The 18,740-nt window shown below is 70.8% G+C and carries 18 protein-coding genes; 10 read left to right on the top strand and 8 right to left on the bottom strand.

What is annotated here, in order from left to right:
• Positions 1–59: 59 nt before the first annotated feature.
• The gene (locus ACZ61C_RS21360) at positions 60–989 is read right to left on the bottom strand and encodes an esterase/lipase family protein (RefSeq protein WP_465309219.1); all 930 of its coding nucleotides are present in this window, start codon (positions 987–989) and stop codon (positions 60–62) included.
• Positions 990–1,262: 273 nt separating this feature from the next.
• Positions 1,263–2,420: an acyl-CoA dehydrogenase family protein gene (locus ACZ61C_RS21355; RefSeq protein WP_465309217.1), complete on the bottom strand. Its 1,158-nt coding sequence runs from the start codon at positions 2,418–2,420 to the stop codon at positions 1,263–1,265.
• A gap of 105 nt (positions 2,421–2,525) precedes the next feature.
• Here ACZ61C_RS21355 and ACZ61C_RS21350 point away from each other — a divergent pair, with 105 nt between their 5' ends.
• Positions 2,526–4,187: a class I adenylate-forming enzyme family protein gene (locus ACZ61C_RS21350; protein ID WP_465309215.1), complete on the top strand. Its 1,662-nt coding sequence runs from the start codon at positions 2,526–2,528 to the stop codon at positions 4,185–4,187.
• Positions 4,184–4,900, top strand: a complete 717-nt coding sequence (locus tag ACZ61C_RS21345; protein ID WP_465309213.1) for a hypothetical protein — start codon at positions 4,184–4,186, stop codon at positions 4,898–4,900. Before ACZ61C_RS21350 ends, ACZ61C_RS21345 begins: the two co-directional genes overlap by 4 nt.
• Here ACZ61C_RS21345 and purE read toward each other — a convergent pair.
• The 5 genes from purE to ACZ61C_RS21320 all read right to left on the bottom strand — a co-directional run bounded on the left by purE (position 4,897) and on the right by ACZ61C_RS21320 (position 10,164).
• Positions 4,897–5,394, bottom strand: a complete 498-nt coding sequence (gene purE, locus ACZ61C_RS21340) for a 5-(carboxyamino)imidazole ribonucleotide mutase (protein ID WP_465309211.1) — start codon at positions 5,392–5,394, stop codon at positions 4,897–4,899. The genes ACZ61C_RS21345 and purE overlap by 4 nt on opposite strands.
• 14 nt (positions 5,395–5,408) lie before the next feature.
• Positions 5,409–6,593: a 5-(carboxyamino)imidazole ribonucleotide synthase gene (locus ACZ61C_RS21335; protein WP_465309209.1), complete on the bottom strand. Its 1,185-nt coding sequence runs from the start codon at positions 6,591–6,593 to the stop codon at positions 5,409–5,411.
• Between the two features lie 103 nt (positions 6,594–6,696).
• On the bottom strand, positions 6,697–7,917 hold the full coding sequence (locus ACZ61C_RS21330) for a glycosyltransferase 87 family protein (RefSeq protein WP_465309207.1): 1,221 nt from the start codon (positions 7,915–7,917) through the stop codon (positions 6,697–6,699).
• Complete coding sequence (locus ACZ61C_RS21325) at positions 7,892–9,241, bottom strand: glycosyltransferase 87 family protein (RefSeq protein ID WP_465309205.1); 1,350 nt, start codon at positions 9,239–9,241, stop codon at positions 7,892–7,894. The genes ACZ61C_RS21330 and ACZ61C_RS21325 overlap by 26 nt, the downstream gene beginning before the upstream one ends.
• A 71-nt stretch (positions 9,242–9,312) precedes the next feature.
• Positions 9,313–10,164 carry a GGDEF domain-containing protein gene (locus tag ACZ61C_RS21320; protein ID WP_465309203.1) on the bottom strand — a complete coding sequence of 284 codons (852 nt, stop codon included), beginning with the start codon at positions 10,162–10,164 and terminating at the stop codon, positions 9,313–9,315.
• Between the two features lie 270 nt (positions 10,165–10,434).
• Here ACZ61C_RS21320 and ACZ61C_RS21315 point away from each other — a divergent pair, with 270 nt between their 5' ends.
• The 8 genes from ACZ61C_RS21315 to ACZ61C_RS21280 all read left to right on the top strand — a co-directional run bounded on the left by ACZ61C_RS21315 (position 10,435) and on the right by ACZ61C_RS21280 (position 18,075).
• Positions 10,435–12,639 (top strand): sigma-70 family RNA polymerase sigma factor, encoded by a 2,205-nt coding sequence (locus tag ACZ61C_RS21315; RefSeq protein ID WP_465309201.1) that lies wholly within the window; start codon positions 10,435–10,437, stop codon positions 12,637–12,639.
• A 10-nt stretch (positions 12,640–12,649) separates the two neighbouring features.
• Entirely contained in the window at positions 12,650–13,150 is a 501-nt protein-coding gene (locus ACZ61C_RS21310) for a GtrA family protein (RefSeq protein ID WP_465309199.1), read from the top strand.
• Between the two features lie 38 nt (positions 13,151–13,188).
• The gene (locus tag ACZ61C_RS21305; protein ID WP_465309197.1) at positions 13,189–13,716 is read left to right on the top strand and encodes a GtrA family protein; all 528 of its coding nucleotides are present in this window, start codon (positions 13,189–13,191) and stop codon (positions 13,714–13,716) included.
• Between the two features lie 392 nt (positions 13,717–14,108).
• Entirely contained in the window at positions 14,109–15,410 is a 1,302-nt protein-coding gene (locus tag ACZ61C_RS21300; protein WP_465309195.1) for an MFS transporter, read from the top strand.
• Positions 15,407–16,261: an NAD(P)H-binding protein gene (locus ACZ61C_RS21295; RefSeq protein ID WP_465309193.1), complete on the top strand. Its 855-nt coding sequence runs from the start codon at positions 15,407–15,409 to the stop codon at positions 16,259–16,261. The genes ACZ61C_RS21300 and ACZ61C_RS21295 overlap by 4 nt, the downstream gene beginning before the upstream one ends.
• An 18-nt stretch (positions 16,262–16,279) precedes the next feature.
• Positions 16,280–16,927 carry a response regulator gene (locus ACZ61C_RS21290; protein ID WP_465309191.1) on the top strand — a complete coding sequence of 216 codons (648 nt, stop codon included), beginning with the start codon at positions 16,280–16,282 and terminating at the stop codon, positions 16,925–16,927.
• Between the two features lie 101 nt (positions 16,928–17,028).
• Positions 17,029–17,661 (top strand): response regulator transcription factor, encoded by a 633-nt coding sequence (locus ACZ61C_RS21285; protein ID WP_465309450.1) that lies wholly within the window; start codon positions 17,029–17,031, stop codon positions 17,659–17,661.
• A gap of 3 nt (positions 17,662–17,664) precedes the next feature.
• Positions 17,665–18,075 carry a Pvc16 family protein gene (locus ACZ61C_RS21280; protein WP_465309189.1) on the top strand — a complete coding sequence of 137 codons (411 nt, stop codon included), beginning with the start codon at positions 17,665–17,667 and terminating at the stop codon, positions 18,073–18,075.
• Here the strand turns inward: ACZ61C_RS21280 and ACZ61C_RS21275 are convergent.
• Positions 17,965–18,738 (bottom strand): TetR/AcrR family transcriptional regulator, encoded by a 774-nt coding sequence (locus tag ACZ61C_RS21275; RefSeq protein WP_465309187.1) that lies wholly within the window; start codon positions 18,736–18,738, stop codon positions 17,965–17,967. The two genes, ACZ61C_RS21280 and ACZ61C_RS21275, sit on opposite strands and share 111 nt — an antisense overlap.
• Positions 18,739–18,740 lie beyond the last annotated feature (2 nt).

Raw genomic sequence — 18,740 nt, 5'->3', positions numbered from 1 at the left:
GTGACACCGCCGGAGCGGAAATCCGCCCCGGCGGTGGGTTATGTCTCATGTGGCGTAGCTCAGCTGATCACCGGCGGCACCGGCACGCACGGCGGCGTCTTCGCGTGCGCGGGGTCGAGCGCGTTGAGCACCAGCCCCTGCGCGACGGGGTCGTAGGTGATGCCGAGGTGGTCGGTGAAGTCGAGCCCGCAGACGTTCTGCAGCAGGATGTTCTTGACGTTCGGCGCCGGCGCCAGGAAGGCGCTGGTGTACGGCGTCACGACGTCGTCGTAGCGGGTCTGGATGACGGTGTACTGGATGCCGTCGACGGTCTCACCACCGGCGTTGAGATCGGTGAGGAAGGCGGACCCGACGGCCTGTTCGTTGCACGACTGGCAGACGGTCCCGAGCGCGGCGGGCACCCCGGGGATCATTTCGAGGGTGCTGAGCAGGCCGAAGAGGTCGGTCCCGTGGTTGGACGGCGACAGCCCGACGAGCCGGCTGATCTTGTCCGCACCGCCGAGGTACTTGATCCAGTACCGGATGTTCATCCCGCCCTGCGAGTGCCCGACAACATCGAGTTTCTCGGCACCGGTGGCGGCGAGGATCTTGTCCCCGAAGGCGGCAAGCGCTTTCGTGGTGTCGGCGATCGGCCCGACGGTCTGCAGGAAGCTGCCGGGCGCGCCCCCGAAGTTGCCGGCGAAGACGCAGTACCCGGCGTCGGCGAGCTTCTTGGAGAGGTTGGCCCAGTTCTCGTAGGCGTTGGCGGTGGTCCCGTTCGAGAGCAGCACGGGGTTCGGGTGCTTGTCGGAGGGTTTGCAGTTCCAGTCGTTCGCCCCGGGCGGCGCGATGGTGGGCGCACCGAGCGAGTAGAGCGCGGCTGTGAGGATGTTGGGTTGCACGGGCCCGGTGGGTTCCTTCTCGGCCGCTTGCCCGGTACTGGCCCCCAGTGCCAGCGCCGCCACCGTAGCGACGGCCGCCGTGAGCCACCTGCGCGTCGTTGCGCCCATCCGTTTCACCTCTCTGTGAACCGATGGTGATCCGCGTCACCGACTTTATTAACGCGCGGGTAACATGTCCGGACACTCCCCCTGGTGAGTGATTTTCTATCGGGCTTCGACCTGCTATGAGTGACACGCGGCGGCTGAAGTGCCACTCACGCACATGACAAAGCCACCGAGAACCCGGACCCCGAAGGCCGACCGCGCCGCGGCGGTCCCGGGCACAAACGCCGACACCCCCGGCACCACGTGGGTACCGGGGGTGTCCGCAGGTTCTGCCGATCAGCCCTTGAGCAGGGCCCGCGCCATGACGACCTTCTGAATCTGGTTGGTCCCCTCGTAAATCTGCGTGATCTTGGCATCGCGCATCATCCGCTCGACAGGGAAGTCACGGGTGTACCCAGCCCCGCCGAACAGCTGAACGGCGTCCGTAGTCACCTCCATGGCGATGTCCGACGCGTACGTCTTAGCCGCCGAAGCCATGAACCCGGCCCGCTTGTCCCCACGCTCCGAAGCCGCTGCAGACGCGTACACCAGGTGACGGGCCGCCTCGATCTTCGTCCCCATGTCGGCCAGCATGAACTGAACACCCTGGAACTCGGAGATCGACTTACCGAACTGCTTACGATCCTTCACGTACGCCACGGCCGCATCGAGCGCACCCTGAGCGATACCCAGCGCCTGCGCCCCGATCGTCGGACGCGTGTGGTCCAGCGTCCGCAGCGCCGTCTTCAGCCCGGTACCCGGCTCGCCGATGATCCGGTCCTCGGGGATCGTGCAGTTCTCGAAGTAGATCTCGCGCGTCGGGGAGCCCTTGATGCCGAGCTTCTTCTCCTTCGGGCCCACCGAGAAGCCCGGGTCGTCCTTGTGCACGACGAACGCCGAGATGCCGTTCGCCTTCTTCTCCGCGTCCGGGTCGGTCACGACCATCACCGTGTACCAGGACGACTCGCCCGCGTTGGTGATCCAGCACTTGGTGCCGTTGAGCACCCAGTGGTCACCGTCGAGCCGGGCGCGCGCCCGCATCGACGCGGTGTCCGAGCCGGCCTCGCGCTCCGAGAGCGCGTACGACGCCGAAGCCTCGCCCGACGCAATCGAGGGCAGGACCAGCTTCTTCACGCTCTCCGAACCCGACAGGATGATCGGCTGCGTGCCCAGCTTGTTGACCGCCGGGATCAGCGACGCCGACGCGTCGACCCGCGCGACCTCTTCGATCACGATGCAGGCGCCGACGGCGTCGGCACCCTGGCCGTCGTACTCCTCGCCGATGTGGACGGCGTTGAACCCGGACTTGACCAGCGCGTTGTACGCCTCGATCGGGTAGCGCTCGTTCTCGTCGACCTCGGCCGCGTACGGCGCGATCTCCTTCTCGGCCAGGGCCCGGACCGCGGCCCGCAGCTCCTCGTGCTCCTCGGCAAGCTGGTAAAGGCCTTCGGTCACTTCCGGTCACCTTCTCTACGACGTCGGGAGGGTTCTGCCGATGTTAGCGCTCGTTCACAGCCTGCGTCCTTGTGTCGTTGGCCGCAGAAATCGTACGGTCGGGTGATGCCGCTCACCGCGCCGACGACGCCGCCCGGTTTGCCCGCCTCCCTCGACTACCCCGAAGTCCCGGTCGGATCGATCCTCGCCGCGGGCGCCGCCCGCTGGGGCGACCGGACCGCCTTCGCCATGGACGGTCACAGCCTCACCTTCACCGAGACCTGGCGCGCCGCGTGCCGGTTCGCCAACGCGCTCCGCGAGCGCGGCATCGGCCGCGGTGACGTCGTGGCGCTGCACCTGCCGAACTGCCTGGCCTTCCCGATCGCCTACTACGGCACGCTGCTGGCCGGGGCCACCTTCAGCCCGGCGAACCCGCTGCTCCCGCCGGACGACCTCGCCTTCCAGCTCGCCGACTGCGAGGCCGCGGCCGTGGTGACGTCCGGCCCGGTCGCGGGGGTGCTGGCGAGCGTCGCCGACCGGATCCCGGCGCGGCTGACCGTCGTGGTGAACCCCACCGCCGACCTGCCCGAGGGCGTCGCCGAGTTCGAGGCGTTCCACGCCGGCCAGCCCGAGACGCGCCCCGACGTCGAGCTCGCCTTGCACGACGACCTCGCGCACCTCGCCTACACCGGCGGCACCACCGGCCGGTCGAAGGGCGTGCGGCTCTCGCACCGCAACGTCGTGGTCAACACGTTGCAGCACGCGTGCTGGGGCAGCGGCTCGGTGCCGGCGCTCGACGCCCAGGGCGACATCACCCTCGACCAGGTCGGCAGCGAGGACGAGTGGCAGACGCGGCTCGGCACCGGCGTCGCGATCAACCTCACGCCGTGGTTCCACGCGATGGGCATCATCGGCGGCCTGAACGCGGCGGTGATCGCGGGCACGACGATCGTCCTACACGCGCGCTTCGACCCGGCGGCCTACGTCGCCGACGCCGAGCGCCTGCGCATCACCGGCATCGGCGGCGCGCCGGCGCTGTTCGCCGCCCTGCTCGCGACGCCGGCGTTCCACACGGCCGACCTGTCGTCGGTCCGCACGATCGGCTCGGGCGCGGCGCCGATGAACCACACGATGATCAACGCGCTGCGCGAGCGCTTCCCCGGCGTGGTGGTCAGCGAGGGCTACGGGCTCACCGAGGCGACGATGGGCGCGGTGGTTTCGCCGACGTACGTCTCGGGCACGCGCAAGGTCGGCTCGGTGGGCCTGCCGATCTTCGACACGGAGGTGAAGATCGTCCGGGCCGAAGGCGGCGAGGACCCGCTCCCGGCGGGCGAGAAGGGCGAGGTCTGCCTCCGCGGACCGCAGATCATGCTCGGCTACCGCAACCGCCCCGAAGAGACGGCGGCCGCCCTGGTCGACGGCTGGCTCCACACGGGCGACATCGGCATCCTCGACGCGGACGGCTACCTGTCCATCGTGGACCGCAAGAAGGACATGCTGCTGTACAAGGGATACAACGTGTTCCCGCGCGAGCTCGAGGAGCTCCTCATCACGATGCCGGGCGTCGCGGCGGCCGCGGTGGTCGGCCGCCCGGACACCGAGGTCGGCGAGCTGCCGGTGGCGTTCGTGGTGCCGCGAGGCGCGCTGGACGCCGACGAGCTGATGGCTGCCGTGAACGAGAAGGTGCTGCCGTACAAGCGGTTGCGGGAGGTGCACGTCGTCGAGCAGATCCCGGTATCCGCCGCGGGGAAGGTGCTGAAGCGGGAACTGCGGGAGCGGCTCGGGTGACCGAACAGTCCCCTCGGCCCGACAAGACACCGAAGGTCGCCGGGCCGCTCTGGGTCATCTCGCTGTTCCTCGGGCTTTCCGAGGTCGTGGTCGCGATCGCGGCCACCCAGGCCACCGGGTGGATCCAGGGGATGCTGGCCGTCTTCTCGGTCGTGTTCCCGGCCGCCGTCGCGGCCGTGTTCTTCCTGATTCTGTGGCACGACAACAAGGTCCTTTACGCGCCACGGGAGTTCGGCGAGAGCACGAGTGTGGGCGAGTACGCCGAGGCGATGAGCCGGAACTCGCGCAGGGGCATCAAGGCTCTGGAGTCGGCGGTCACCGAGTCGCTGGGAGAGTTGAACAGCAAACTCGACTCGTTGGGCGCGACGCCCACCCAGCGCGACGAAATCGTCGCCTCCCTCCGCTCGGTGGCGAAACGCAGCATCGTCACCATCGATCTGGCCACGTTCAACACCACTCCGCTGGAGATGCTCGTCGACGACGACACAACCGTGAAGGAGCTCTTGAACGCGGCATATTTCGCGATCAGCCCGCGCGTGCGGCCCTACACCTACGGCAAGGACTGGGTCCTGCGAGACGGACAGACCGGTCGGCTCTTTCGGGACATCGGAACCATCTGGGCGAACAGCAGCCTGAAGGCTCTCGACGACGAAAGGCCGCTGAAGGAGATCGGCATCTCCGGCGGAGACCAGCTCACCGCCGCGCTGCTCTAGTGGCCGGTCTTCTCGCGCAGGGCCGCGTCCTTGTCCAGGACCAGCTTCTCCAGGTCCTGCTGGAAGCGCGCCATCTTCGTGCGCAGCTCCTCGTCCGACGCCGCCAGGATGCGGACGGCCAGGAGCCCCGCGTTGCGCGCGCCGCCCACCGAGACCGTGGCCACCGGGACGCCTGCCGGCATCTGGACGATCGAGAGCAGTGAGTCCAGGCCGTCCAGGTACTTGAGGGGGACCGGGACGCCGATCACCGGCAGGACTGTCGCCGAAGCGACCATGCCCGGGAGGTGGGCCGCGCCGCCCGCGCCCGCGATGATCACGCGGATCCCCCGGGCCACCGCCGATGTCGCGTAGTCCAGCATGCGCTGGGGCGTGCGGTGCGCCGAGTAGACGCCGACCTCGTACTCGACGCCGAACTCGTCCAGCGCCGCGCCGGCCGCCTCCAGCGTCGGCCAGTCCGAGTCGCTACCCATGATCACGCCCACCTGCGGCGCCATACCCGATACTCCCGTCAGTGGATCTCGTAGCCGTCGAGCCAGACGGCGTGGGACAGCCAGTGCGCCGACAGCAGCGCGCGGTTGCGCAGGTCCTCCATGCGCTCACCGGTGAAGTTGACGTGCCCGAGCTTGCGCCCCGGCCGCTCCTGCTTGCCGTAGAGGTGCACCCGCACCTCCGGGTAGCGCGCGAAGAGGTGGTGCAGCCGCTCGTCCGGCCCCATCTCCGGCAGCTCCGACGCACCCAGCACGTTCGCCATCACGCACGCGGGCGCGACCAGGTCCGTCCGGCCCAGCGGGTAGTCGAGCACCGCGCGCAGGTGCTGCTCGAACTGCGACGTGCGCGCGCCGTCCATCGTCCAGTGCCCGGAGTTGTGCGGGCGCATCGCGAGCTCGTTCACCAGCAGCCCGGTGTCGGTCTCGAACAGCTCCACCGCCAGCAGGCCGGTGACGTCCAGCGTCGACGCCACGCGCAGCGCGAGGTCCTGCGCCTCGTGGACCCGCGCGTCCGAAAGGCCCGGCGCCGGGGCGAGGACCTCGGTGTTGATGCCGCCGGACTGCACCGTCTCCACCACCGGGTACGCCGCGCCCTGGCCGAAGGGCGAGCGGGCGACGAGCGCGGCCAGCTCCCGCCGCATCGCCACCTTCTCCTCGACCAGCAGCGGCGTGCCCGCCGCCAGCAGCTCCGGCACCGTCTCGCGGGCCTGCTGCGCCGCGTCCAGCATCCAGACGCCGCGGCCGTCGTAACCGCCGCTGGACGCCTTGAGCACGACCGGCCAGCCGTGCGCGCCGCCGAACTTCACCACATCGTCCACAGTGGACACCTCGGCGAAGGCGGGGCCCGGCACGCCGAGGCCGGCCATCATCTCGCGCATCACGAGCTTGTTCTGCGCGAAGCCCAGCGCGGACGGCGCCGGCCGGATGACAAAACCCTCCATCGCGAGCGACAGCAGGTGCTCACCCGGCACGTGCTCGTGGTCGAACGTGAGCACGTCGACCGAGGCCGCGAACTTCCGCAGCGCCTCGAGGTCGGTGTGGTGCCCGAGCGTGACGTCGCCCGCGACGAGCCCGGCGGCTTCGTTCTCCCCCGCGGCGAGCACCCGCAGGGACTGACCGAGGGAGATCGCCGCCTGGTGGGTCATCCGGGCGAGCTGGCCGCCGCCCACCATGCCCACGACGGGCAGACCAGTGTGTTTGTCCATAGCGGGCACCAGCCTACTGTGTCGACTTTTACCAATCCGGCTGGCAGTCACGGCGGAACAGCCGCCGGTGAGCAGGCCGCCGCCGGTGTGTGTCCGCCTGCTTTCAGCCGGATTGGTAAACGGTGACGACCTGCGGTGACCGCCGGACCAGGCGAACCTCGCGCGCCGCGAGGCCCAGGATCCCGGCCGCCGCCGCGAGCACGTAGAGGTTGCCGAGGACCGACCAGCCCAGGCCCCAGCCGAACTCCGTGTCGCCGCCGTTGGGCACCAGCATCACGACCTGCGAGACGAACAGCACCGCGACCGCCGCCGCGATCCGGTACCACCCCTTGAACACCAGCAGCGTGAGCAACGGCACGCACCACACCCAGTGGTGCGACCACGACACCGGCGACAGCAGCAGCCCGTAGAACGCCGTGACGAGCAACGCCGCCGCATCTTCACCGCGCCGGTGCAGCCGCACCACCAGCCACACCGCGGGCACGGCCAGCACCGCCGCCACCCCGACCGCCACCGCCAGCGACCAGGGCGCCAGCTGCGACGCCCGGCTGACCAGCCCGTTCAGCGATTGGTTGAAGATCCAGTGCACCGACCCGACCCGGCTCGGGTCGGTCGCCGAATCCCGCCAGAACCGCGCCGCGTCGACCGGGATGACCGCGAACATCACCGCTTCGAGCGCCACGAACGTGCCCAGCGCGCGCAGCCCGTCCTTCCACCGGCCCGTGAAGAACAGGTGCGGCACGAAGATCAGCGGGGTCAGCTTGATCGCCGCCGCCACGCCGATCAGCACGCCCGCCCACCGCGACCCACGAGCGGACAGCACCAGGACGTCCAGCACCACGAACGCCATCAGTATCAAGTTGATCTGGCCCAGGAACAGCGTCTTCCACACCGGTTCCAGCGCCAGTGCGATGGCCGTTCCCGCCGGCAGCGCCCACCAGCTTCTTCCCAGAAGCGACGAGCCCCCCGGCGACGACAGCACCACCGTGATCACGACCATAAGGCCGACCACCGACAAAACCGCGATCACGCCCCAGACCAGGCCCGACGGCACGAGCGCGAGCGGCAGGAACAGCGGCGCGGCGGCCGGTGTGTAGGTGAACGGCAGCCGCACCCAGTCCGGCAGCGCCGTCAGCACGTCCCGCGTGTACAGCGGGTCGCCGTGCACCAGCGTCATCGCCCCCGCGCGGTACACGGCGCTGTCCGCGCCGAGGTGCCAGCCGGCCAGCCAGACGACCACGCCCAGAGCGAGAACGAGCAGCGCGAGAAGGCCCGAGAGCACCCAGCCGGTGCGGGCCTCAGACGCCGGTCGCGACGTCGACATGCTCGTCCGCGGCGGCCTTCTTCCGCGCCCGCCGCTGCAGGCCCCAGCGCAGGATCAGTGCCGCGGCCAGCACGACCGGCATCAGGATGTAGGCGTCCCCCAGGATGTTCTGCCACACCTTCCAGTGCAGCTCGACGTTGCGGCCATTGGGCAAGATCAGCAGCACGCAGCTGAGGAACACGAACGCCACCAGGAACGTCCCGACCCAGCGCTTCCACGCCGTCGCCGGGGTGGTCTTCGGCAGCCGCGACACGAGCAGCACGATCAGCGGGACCACCCAGACCCAGTGGTGGGTCCACGAGATCGGCGAGATCAGCAGCGTCCAGAACGCGGTGACCAGCACCGCGGCCAGCGCCTGGCCCTTGCGGTGGAACCGCATGAGCAGCCACAGCGCCGGGATCGCGAGCAGGAAGCCGATGCCCATCGCCGCCTTCGACGCCCACGGCGCGAGGTCGGTGGCCCGGTTCATCAGCGCGTTGAGCGACTGGTTGCCCGCCCAGTGCACCGGCCCGATCCGGCCGGTGTCGGGGAGTGTGATGGTCCAGTACTTGGCCGCGTCGTGGGCGTTGATCAGGAACATCAGGCCCTGGAGCAGCACGAACGTCGCCAGCCCGCGCAGCGCGTCCTTGCGGCGGCCGGTGATGAACAGGTGGCCGAGGAACACCAGCGGCGTCAGCTTGATCGCCGCCGCGACGCCGACCAGCACGCCGCCCCAGCGGCTCCCCCGCGCGCCGATGACCAGCATGTCCAACAGGATCATGGCCATCAGGATCAGGTTGATCTGACCGAGGAAGATCGTCCGCCAGACCGGTTCGAGGCCGAGGAAGACCAGGAAGAACACGATGGTCGAGCGGGCCGGCGAGGCCCACCAGCGCGGCCCGTCGTCGGCCGGGCGGGGCAGCGCGCCGATCGCGATCCGGATCGACAGGGCCATCGCGCCGAGCGAGACGGCGGTGATTAGGCCCCACGAGATCTGCGTCGGGAACGCCGCGAGCGGGACGAAGATCAGCGCCGCCGTCGGCGGGTAGGTGAACGGCAGCAGCGCCCACCACGGCTCGTTGGCGAGGGTGTTGGAGTCGTAGAGCGAGTCGCCGTGCAGCAGCGTCAGCGCGCCGGCGCGGTAGACCGCGCTGTCGACGCCGAGCACCCAGTCGTGCTGCCAGCCGTAGATGCCGTACCCGATCGCGATCACGGGGATCACCAGCAGGATCAGGATCGACCGCGGGCGTACGGACAGGCGGGCGAGTGATTTGCGCAGGGCCAGGCGGTGCTGGGATCTGGCCGCGACTTCGCCGTCGACGTCGGTGGGTACGGTCCGGGTCACCTCACCAGGAAATCATGGCCGGTCCCGTCCGGGGTCAGAAGGGTCCGCGCGAACCGGGCTTTCCGGACGTTCTACGCCCGCGCGAGACGGGCCAGCAGGTCGCACGCCAGTTCGTGGGTGGCGGGCAGCCGCACGGCCGACACCCGGGGCCGGCCCGCGTCCGCCAGCTGGCTGTCGACCGAAAGCCGCTCGTGCAGCGCTCTTCGCAGCGCGACGCCGTGCGAAGCGACGCCCTCGTCCTTCGGGACCAGAGCGGCAACGACGGACGGCCCGAGCGAAGCGACGCTCTGCCCGCTGTCGAACACCGCCCGCAGCGCGTCCGCGACCAGGATCATCCCGGTCAGCCGCGGGAAACCGGCGACGGTGCGGAGGTCGAGCGAGACGACCAGCAGCACGTGGTCCTCGGCCGCCGGCCGCTCCCGCGCGGCGGCCGCCTGGTAGACCTCGACGAGCCGGGTGCGCAGGTACGCGGCCGAGGGCAGGCCGGTCAGCGGGTCGGTGACCTCGGTGTGCACGAGCTGGTCGGTGGCGACGTCGGCCCAGGCCAGCGCCGTGGTCCGGAGCAGCCGTGCCGGGGTCGCGTCGACGTCGGGCGAGACGAACCCGTCGCCGCCGTGGTCGACGACGGCGTGCAGCGCCGCGAGGTCGGCGAGGGTCTCGGCGAGCCCCGCGCCGGCGGCCGCCCGGGCCCTGGCCAACCCGGCCAACGCCGTTTCGGCGGCTTCCACCCGGCCCTTGGCCGTCACCGCCGCGCAGACGGCGTCGACCTCGGGCAGGGCCCAGTCGCTCGGGAAGCGCCAGCCGGAGGCCAGGCTGGCCGTGCGCCAGCGCGCCCGCAACGTGCGCAGAGCGTGGTCGCGCTCGGCGTGCGCGGAGGCGGGCGGGACGTCACCGGAGCCGGATCGCGTAGCCGGAAGATCCACTGGCCACCCGCTCCTTTCGTCCGGTCCGTGTCGATCTTGGTCGGTGCTTCACGGTGAGGACGTACCCCGATGGACGCCGTGACGCGTACTGGCGAGTTTTTGTTAAGAAGGTTTTCCCCGGAGCCGGCCGGAGGTGGGTGATTTTGCTCCGCCGACGGAGTCAACACCCCCACCACGACGTGACGGCCCAGGGCGGGTCAGTCACACTTGTCTCGCGCCGCGGGCTCGCCTGTAATGGCAGGTCCTGGCCCTAGCCGACCGAGGAGTGCCGTGTCCACCGTTCCCGCCGATCTCAGCGGAAAGAGTGACGCCGAGCTGATCGCCGAGGTCCGCGCCGGGAAGATCGAGTCGTACGGGCCACTCTATGAACGGCACACCGGCGCGGCGCACAATCTCGCCCGTCAGCTGGCCCGCTCGAGCTCCGAAGCCGATGACCTCGTGTCCGAGGCGTTCGCCAAGGTGCTCGACACTCTCCGTGGTGGCAAGGGACCGGACACCGCCTTCCGGGCGTACCTGCTGACCGCGCTGCGTCACACTGCGTACGACCGCACCCGCAAGGAACGCCGCGTCGACCTCAACGAGGACATGACCGACGTCGGCGGCGCGGCGGCCGAGGCGCTGACCGTGCAGTTCTCCGACACCGCCGTCGCCGGGCTCGAGCGGACGATGGCCGCGAAGGCCTTCGCACGGCTGCCCGAACGCTGGCGCGCGGTGCTCTGGCACACCGAGATCGAGCAGCAGAGCCCGGCCGAGGTCGCGCCGCTGCTGGGCCTGACCGCGAACGGCGTCTCCGCGCTCGCCTACCGCGCACGCGAAGGGCTGCGGCAGGCGTACCTGCAGGTCCACCTGCAGGAGAACGAAGAGGAACGCTGCCGAGCCTGCGCCGAACGCCTCGGCGCGTGGACCCGCGACGGGCTGTCCAAGCGGGAACGCGCCCAGGTCGAATGCCACCTCGACGAGTGCGAGAACTGCCGTGCGCTGGCCGCCGAGCTCGCCGACGTCAACGGCGGGCTGCGCGCGATCATCGCCCCGATCGTCCTGGGCGGCGCGGCACTCGGTTACCTCGCCACGATCGGCGCCGCGAAAGCCAGTGCTGCCACCGCCGCGACCGCGGGGGCGGCCGCCGCCGGCGCAGCTGCGGCCGGGGGCAAGGCCGGCGCGGCCGCGGGGGCCGCCGCCGCGGGGCCCCGCCAGTTCGCCGGGGTCGCCGCGTCCGGGACGGCGGTCGTCGCGGCCGTCATCATCGCGCTGACCGCGGGCGGCGGGGCGCAGGACATCCCCGTCGCGGCCCAGGTGCCGCCGCCGGCGACCCAGCCGGTCCAGCCGCCGGCGCCGAAGCCGCAGCCGCCCGCCCCTCCGGCGCCCGCGCAGCCACCGGCACCGCCCGCGCCTCCCGCACCACCGGCGCCGCCCGTCGAGCCCGCGCCGCCGACGGTCGAGCCGCCGGCTCCCGCACCGCCGGCGCCGCCCGCCCCGGCACCGCCGTCGGTGTCCGCGACCACGCCGCCGGGCGGGCTGGAGCTGAGCCCCGGCACCGCGCTGAACCTGCCGCTCACCGTCCGCAACGACGGCGGCAGCGCGTCCGAGCCGGTGGCCGCCGCGCTGAACCTGCCGCCGGGCGTGCACGCGGTCGACGCGGGCGGCGGTGGCGCGCCGATGGCGTTCGCCCAGGACGGCGCCCCGATTTCGGTGAACTGCCCGGGTGGCGAGGGCACGGTCGTCTGCAAGACCGGCGCCGGCCTGCAGCCCGGCCAGAGCGCCACGCTGAACTTCCGGCTCCAGGCCGACGAGGACGCCCAAGGCGGCACGGTCACCGGGTCGGTCACCGCCGGCGTGCAGATCAACGTCGCGGTGAGCGTGAAGGTCACCGTGAAGCTGCCGCCGGAAGCCGTGGTCCTCGAGGCGCAGGGCGACGGGCTCTCAGCGTTCCCCTGGACCCGCAACCCGCTGGTCTACGTGCGCGTCCGCAACACCGGCGAGACGACCAAGCCGGTCACGGTCACCTTCGACCACCCGCTGTGGCAGTGGTGGAGCCTGCGCGGCTTCCCCTGCACGACGACCGGCGACGGCGCGAGCTGCACGACGAAGAGCGCGCTGGCCCCCGGCCAGCACGTCAACCTGTGGGTGCGGCTGAAGGGCCGTCCCGACGACGGGCGCGTCACGATCAACGCGAAGCTCGGCAAGGCCACGGCGGCGCCGGTGACCGTGGACTTCGGCTGTTACCACCACTGGTGCGGCGAGGACCCGCTGCCGACGACCACCCCGCCGACGTCGACGACCACGCCCACGAAGCCGACAAAGCCTTCGAAGCCGACGTCGACGACTCCGCCGGCGACCACGTCGAAGACCGAGCCGACCACCGAGCCCCCGGTGTCTTCGACGACGACGAGCGCGCCGCCTCGGCCGACCGGCAAGCCGGGCGACCAGCCGCCGACCGTCACCCCCGAACGGGCTTTCGGGTGGCTGACCGGGTAGCGTCCGCGCGGTGCGCGAGCTGCTGAAAAAGCATCGCGAGCTCCTCCGCTTCGCCGTTGTCGGCGGGATCAGCTTCGTGATCACGATGTCCGTCAACTACGGCCTGAAGTTCACCGTGCTGCGGACCCACCCGGTGACGGCGCTGATCCTCGGCGTCCTCGTCGCGACGATCTTCTCCTACGTCGCCAACCGCGAGTGGTCGTTCCGCACCCGCGGCGGCCGCGAGCGGGCGCACGAGGCCGCGCTGTTCTTCCTGATCAGCGGTGTCGCGCTGGGCCTGAACGCGCTGCCGCAGTGGTTCTCGCGGTACGTGCTCGACCTGCAGGCGCCGCACCTGTCGGCGTTCGGCGTCGAGGTGGCCGACTTCGTCAGCGGGATCGTCATCGGCACGCTGCTGGGGACGGCGTTCCGCTGGTGGGCGTTCAAGAAGTGGGTGTTCCCGGAGGAAGACGCCCGGGTGTCCCTTTCCGTCGCGGACGATCCGGACATTCCCGGCCGCAAGGTCGCCTGAACCACAGGTCAACGCGGTGTGCTCCTAGACTGGGGTGCGTGACCGTTGTGGAAACCGTGCTCAAGCGCACGCCGGAACCACTGCGTTCGGTGCTGATCAAGCACCGGGAGCTGCTGAAGTTCGCGATCGTGGGCGGCACGACGTTCCTCGTCGACAACGGCGTCTGGTACTTCCTGAAGCTGTCGGTGCTCGAGTCGAAACCGACCACCGCGAAGGCCATCGCGATCATCGTCGCCACGATCGTGTCGTACATCCTCAACCGCGAATGGTCGTTCCGCACCCGCGGCGGCCGCGAACGTCACCACGAGGCCGCGCTGTTCTTCGTGATCAGCGGTATCGCGGTCGTGGTGAACTTGATCCCGCTGTACGTCTCGCGGTACGTGCTCGACCTCGAGGTCCCGCACGTGACGCGGCTGGTGCAGGAGGTAGCGGACTTCGCGAGCGGGTCGATCATCGGCATGCTGCTGGCGATGTTCTTCCGCTTCTGGGGGTTCAAGAAGTGGGTTTTCCCGGATGAGCTGGGCGAACGCCGGCGCGACACCGGCGACGTGACCCGCCTCCGCTGAACCAGTTCCGGCTCCGATCACGCGAGTTCCGTCCCGGATCACGGGCATCACGCGTGATTGAGCGGGCATCACGCGTGTCTGGTCGGGCATCAGCCCGATGCCCTCTCGATCACGCGTGATGCCTCCCGGATCACGCGTGATTCCCGGCGGATCTCGCGGAAACTACTTGTCTTCTGACATGTAGTTGTCTACAGTCATCCTCGTCAGTGTTCCTTCGTGAGGACGCCGTCCGGGTTCGGCCGGGCGAGCGGGACGATTCGAGGTGGTTTCCGAGCGCGAAGAGGTCGCACCCGTTCGCGGGTGACGATGGAGCCTTTTCCCGACTCGACGGGACGCGTGCCCCAAGCCGCGTCCGCATCTCTCGTCCCTTCTGACGAAACAAGGACCCTTTCTTGAGCACCACCGCGCTGAAACGCGCCCAGCTGAAACCCGCGCTCGCGGGCCTTTTCCTGTCCGTTTTCCTCGCCATGCTCGACACCCAGGTCGTCGCCACCGCGCTCCCGCGGATCGCCGCCGAATTCACGAGCGCCGGGGCCTATGCCTGGGTCACCACCGCCTACCTGCTCGCCGGCAGTGTCACCGCTCCCCTCTACGGCAAGCTCGGTGACGTCGCCGGGCGCAAACGTGTGCTCCTGGGCGCCCTCGGCCTCTTCCTGCTCGGTTCGCTCGCCTGCGGCCTGGCGCCGTCGGCTCCGCTGCTGATCGCCGGGCGCGTCCTGCAGGGCGCCGGCTCCGGAGGCCTCTTCGTCTCCGTCGGCGCTTCGCTCGGCGAAATGTTCACGCCTCGCGAAGGCGCGAAGTACTTCGGGTGGTTCTCGATCTGCTTCGCCGTCGCCTCGCTCGCCGGACCCGTCTTCGGCGGCCTGCTGACCGATCTGGCCGGCTGGCGGTCGATCTTCCTGGTCAACCTGCCGCTCGGCCTGGTCGCCCTGGTGCTGCTCAGGCACCTCGACCTGCCTCGACGCCGTCGGCAAGCCCCGTTCGACTTCGCCGGTGTGGTCCTGCTCGGGGTCACGATCACCGGGTTCACCCTGCTCACGCCGTGGTCGATCGGCCTCGGCGCGCTCGCGGCCGTCGCCTTCGTCCTCGTCGAAAGACGAGCCGAAGCGCCGGTGCTGCCGCCACACCTGTGGCGCGACCGGACGTTCACCGTGTCCGTCGTGCTCAGCGTGCTCGCCGGGTTCGCCTTCCTCGGCTCGATCAACTACGTCGCGGTCTTCCTGCAGGCCGACGCCGGCCCGGCGGAAGGCGGGCTGCGGCTCGTGCCGATGACGATCGCCGTCGCGGTGGCGTCCGCCGTCGGGAGCCGGGTCATCGCGCGCACCGGCGCCTATCGCTGGGCGCCTCGGCTCAGCATGGCGCTCGGCCTGCTCGCCGTGCTCGGCCTCACGGTCGTCCAGGGGCTGCCGCTGGTCCTGCTCTGCCTGGTCGTCTTCGGGCTCGCGGCCGGGCTCAACCTGCAGGTCCTCGCGATGGCGACGCAGAACACCGCGCCGCCGGGAGACCGTGGCGCGGTCGCCGCCACCGTCAACCTCGCCCGCGCGCTCGGCTCGGCCCTCGGCCCGGTCGCGCTCGGCTTCGCCTACCGAGCCGGCGCCCACGGCGTTTTCCTCGCCCTGCTGCCGGTCCTCGCGCTCGCCCTCGTCACGGCGTTCGCGCTCCCGCACGTCCCCCTCGAAGGAGAATCCCGATGATCTTCGTCCTCGGCGCCACCGGCAAGGTCGGCCGCGCCCTCGTCCCCGCCCTGCTCGACGCCGGCGCCGCCGTCCGCGCCCTGACCCGCGATCCCGGGAAGGCCCACATCGATCCGCGCGCCGAAGTCGTCCAGGGTGACCTCGACACCGCCGATCTCCCCGCGCTGCTCGACGGTTCGGACCGCGTGTTCGTGCTGACCCAGGGCCACGCCGCCGACCGCGAACAGGCGGTCGCCGAAGCCGCCGCCCGGGCCGGGGTCACCCACCTCGTCAAGCTGTCCACCACCGGTGTCCACTTCGGACAGAACGACGTGATCACCCGCTCCCACGCCGAAGCCGAGCAGGCGGTCCGCACGGCCGGTCCGATGTGGACGATCCTGCGGCCCGGCGCCTTCATGGACAACCGGTTCGCCTGGCGCGAAACGATCCGCGGCGAGAACACCGTGTACGCGCCGGACACCGACCCGGCGTCCGCGCTGGTCCACGTCCGCGACATCGCCGACCTCGCGACGCTCGTCCTCACGACGTCCGGCCACGAAGGCGCGACCTACGCGCTCACCGGCGGCGAAGCCCTCACCACCGCGCAGCAGGTGAAGATCCTGTCCGAAGTGCTCGGCCGGCCGATCGAGCACGTCGAAGAGCCCGAAAGCGCCGCGCGCGACCGCATGATCCGGATGTACGGCTGGCCCGCCCAGGCCGTCGACGGGCTCTTCGCCCTCAAGCGCGAGTCCGCCGGCCACGAACACGTCGTCTTCGACACCGTGGAGCGGCTGCTCGGCCGGCCGCCGCGGACCTTCGCGGACTGGGCGCGTGAGAATGCGGCCGCGTTCACCTACCATTACCGGGGGTGACGGCGGGGAGGTGACCGGATGGCCGACGGCCTGCGTGTCCTCGTCGTGGACGACCACCCGCTCTTCCGCTTCGGCGTCTGCACGCTGCTCGACGCCGAAGCCGGGATCGAGGTCGTCGGCGAGGCCGCGACCGGGGTCAACGCCGTCGACGCCGCGGCCGCGCTGCGGCCCGACGTCGTGGTCATGGACCTCCACCTGCCCGACCTCTCCGGGATCCAGGCGACCCGGCACATCGTGACCGCGAGCCCGGACACCGGCGTGCTGATGCTGACGATGGCCGACGAAAGCGAGTCGGTCTTCGCGGCGATGCGCGCCGGTGCCCGCGGCTACCTGCTCAAGGACGCCGAGCCGGACGAGATCATCCGCGCCGTCCAGGCGGTCGCCCGGCGTGAAGCCATCTTCGGCCCCGACATCGCGAACCGCGTCCTCGGCTTCTTCAACCAGCCGCCGGCCACCGAGCCGGTCTTCCCGGAGCTGACCGGGCGCGAGCGTGAGGTCCTGTCGCTGATCGCGGCCGGGCACAGCAACGGCGTCATCGCGAACACGCTGTGCCTGAGCCCGAAAACCGTGCGCAACCACATCTCGAACGTCTTCGCGAAGCTGCACGTCGCCGACCGGGCCGAGGCGATCGTCCGGGCCAGGGACGCCGGCCTCGGGCGGTCTTGAGGGGCGGTCCTCCGGGCAACATCGGGACGCCGGTCCCATGTGCCCGGGACACCTCGGAGGGCAGGCTGAAGGCCTGCACCGTTCGAGGGGAATGGGTGACGATGTTCGAATCCGACAGGACGCCGGTGGTGGTCCGCGCCACCGATCCGATCCTGCACAACGGCGTCTGCATGGCGCTGCGTTCGCGCGACGACGTCCGGGTGGTGGACGCGGAGGCGGCCGACTCCGGCGTGGTCGCGCTGCTGGTCGCCGACCGGCTCGACGAGTCGATGACCCAGCTGCTGTCCGCGTTGCACCACCAGGGCTTCACCCGCATCGTGCTGGTCGCGGGCGAGGTCGACGACAACGAGATCCTCAACGCCGTCGAGCACGGGGTCTGCGCGGTCGCCCGCCGCGCCGACGCCGGGCCGGAGGTGCTCGTCCGGCTGGTCAAGGCCGCCGCGGCCGGGGAGGGCGCGCTGCCGCCCGACCTGCTCGGGCGGCTGCTGAACCGGGTTTCCCGGCTGCAGCGCCAGGTGCTCCAGCCGCGGGGGCTGCACCTGGGCGGGATGAGCAACCGGGAGACCGAGGTGCTGCGGCTGGTCGCAGCGGGCTGTTCGACGCAGGAGATCGCCGACCAGCTGTGTTATTCGCAGCGCACGGTGAAGAGCATCCTGCACGACGTGACCAACCGGTTCCAGCTGCGCAACCGTTCGCACGCGGTCGCGTACGCCCTGCGTGAAGGGTTGATCTGACCCATGATCGCCCAGGTCGACGAGGCCTTGTGCCGGCTGTTGCGCCCGCGTCTGCCGGCGGGGACGCAGATCCGGCTCGATCCGCCGAAGCCGACCTGGCAGACGGAGTCGCAGGTGCGGAGCGTGGAGCTGTTCCTCTTCGCGCTGCACGACGCCGTCGGCGAAGAAGACGAGGGGGGAGGGAAGCGCGCGGCTCGCCGCTGCGCGCTTTCCTACCTCGTCACCGCGCGGGCCGCGAAGGTCCGCGAAGAACACGATCTGCTCGACGCCGCGCTGCACGCGGTGCTCGACGCCGACGAGGGCTCACCGGTCCGGCCGCGCCTGGCGGCCACCGACCCGACGGCCCTGTGGACCAGCCTGGGCATGCCCGCGCGAGCCGGGTTCGTCCTGCTCGTCACCGCCGACACCGAGTGAGTGCGCGGTGGTGATGCCCGCGAGCACAAGGTCGACCCCGGTAAGGAACTGCTCGCGGTCGTCGTGCTCCCGCACCTGCCCCGCGATGGCCCGGACGAACGGGTAGCCGGCCGGGTCGAGCGCTTCCCACGCCGTCGCCACGGTGTCGAGGAACTCGGCGCGGCCCACCGTGAGCCCGGGGGTGTGCGCGTTCGCCGCGTTCTGGCCGGCGGCGCCGAGGACGTAGTGCACCAGCGCCGACGTCGCGGTGAACCAGCTGGCTTCGGGCACGCCGAGCGCCTGGACGTGCCGGCCGAAGCTTTCGAAGACCCGCGGCGCGACCAGGCCCGAGGGGTTCCGGGAGAACTGCGCCGAGAGCTGGGTCGCCAGCCACGGGTGCTCGTCCAGCGCGACGAACAGGCCGAGCGCGACGCCGCGGATCCCGTCTCGCGGCGAGCTCGCGGAGTCCGGCGTGGCCAGCACCGCCTCGACGACGGCTTCGGTCGCGGCGCCGAGCAGCTCACCCTTGTTCGCGACGTGCCAGTAGATCGCCCCGGCCCCGGTCGCGAGCCGCTCGGTCAGCACCCGGAACGTCAGCCCGCTCTCGCCGGCTTCGTCGAGCACCTCGACGGCCGCTTCGACGATGCGATCCCGGGAAAGAGCCTCTGTGCGCCGCGCAACCATGG

This window comes from Amycolatopsis sp. NPDC104587 (genome assembly GCF_055583645.1).
This window is presented reverse-complemented; position numbering and strand designations above follow the sequence as displayed.

Excerpts from the sequence above, each read along its gene's own strand:
- ACZ61C_RS21335 (WP_465309209.1), bottom strand. The coding sequence starts at position 6,593 with ATGGACAAACACACTGGTCTGCCCGTCGTGGGCATGGTGGGCGGCGGC.
- ACZ61C_RS21290 (WP_465309191.1), top strand. The coding sequence starts at position 16,280 with ATGGCCGACGGCCTGCGTGTCCTCGTCGTGGACGACCACCCGCTCTTC.
- ACZ61C_RS21360 (WP_465309219.1), bottom strand. The coding sequence starts at position 989 with ATGGGCGCAACGACGCGCAGGTGGCTCACGGCGGCCGTCGCTACGGTG.
- ACZ61C_RS21330 (WP_465309207.1), bottom strand. The coding sequence starts at position 7,917 with ATGTCGACGTCGCGACCGGCGTCTGAGGCCCGCACCGGCTGGGTGCTC.
- purE (WP_465309211.1), bottom strand. The coding sequence starts at position 5,394 with ATGGCGCCGCAGGTGGGCGTGATCATGGGTAGCGACTCGGACTGGCCG.
- ACZ61C_RS21275 (WP_465309187.1), bottom strand. The coding sequence starts at position 18,738 with ATGGTTGCGCGGCGCACAGAGGCTCTTTCCCGGGATCGCATCGTCGAA.
- ACZ61C_RS21280 (WP_465309189.1), top strand. The coding sequence starts at position 17,665 with ATGATCGCCCAGGTCGACGAGGCCTTGTGCCGGCTGTTGCGCCCGCGT.
- ACZ61C_RS21350 (WP_465309215.1), top strand. The coding sequence starts at position 2,526 with ATGCCGCTCACCGCGCCGACGACGCCGCCCGGTTTGCCCGCCTCCCTC.
- ACZ61C_RS21285 (WP_465309450.1), top strand. The coding sequence starts at position 17,029 with ATGTTCGAATCCGACAGGACGCCGGTGGTGGTCCGCGCCACCGATCCG.
- ACZ61C_RS21295 (WP_465309193.1), top strand. The coding sequence starts at position 15,407 with ATGATCTTCGTCCTCGGCGCCACCGGCAAGGTCGGCCGCGCCCTCGTC.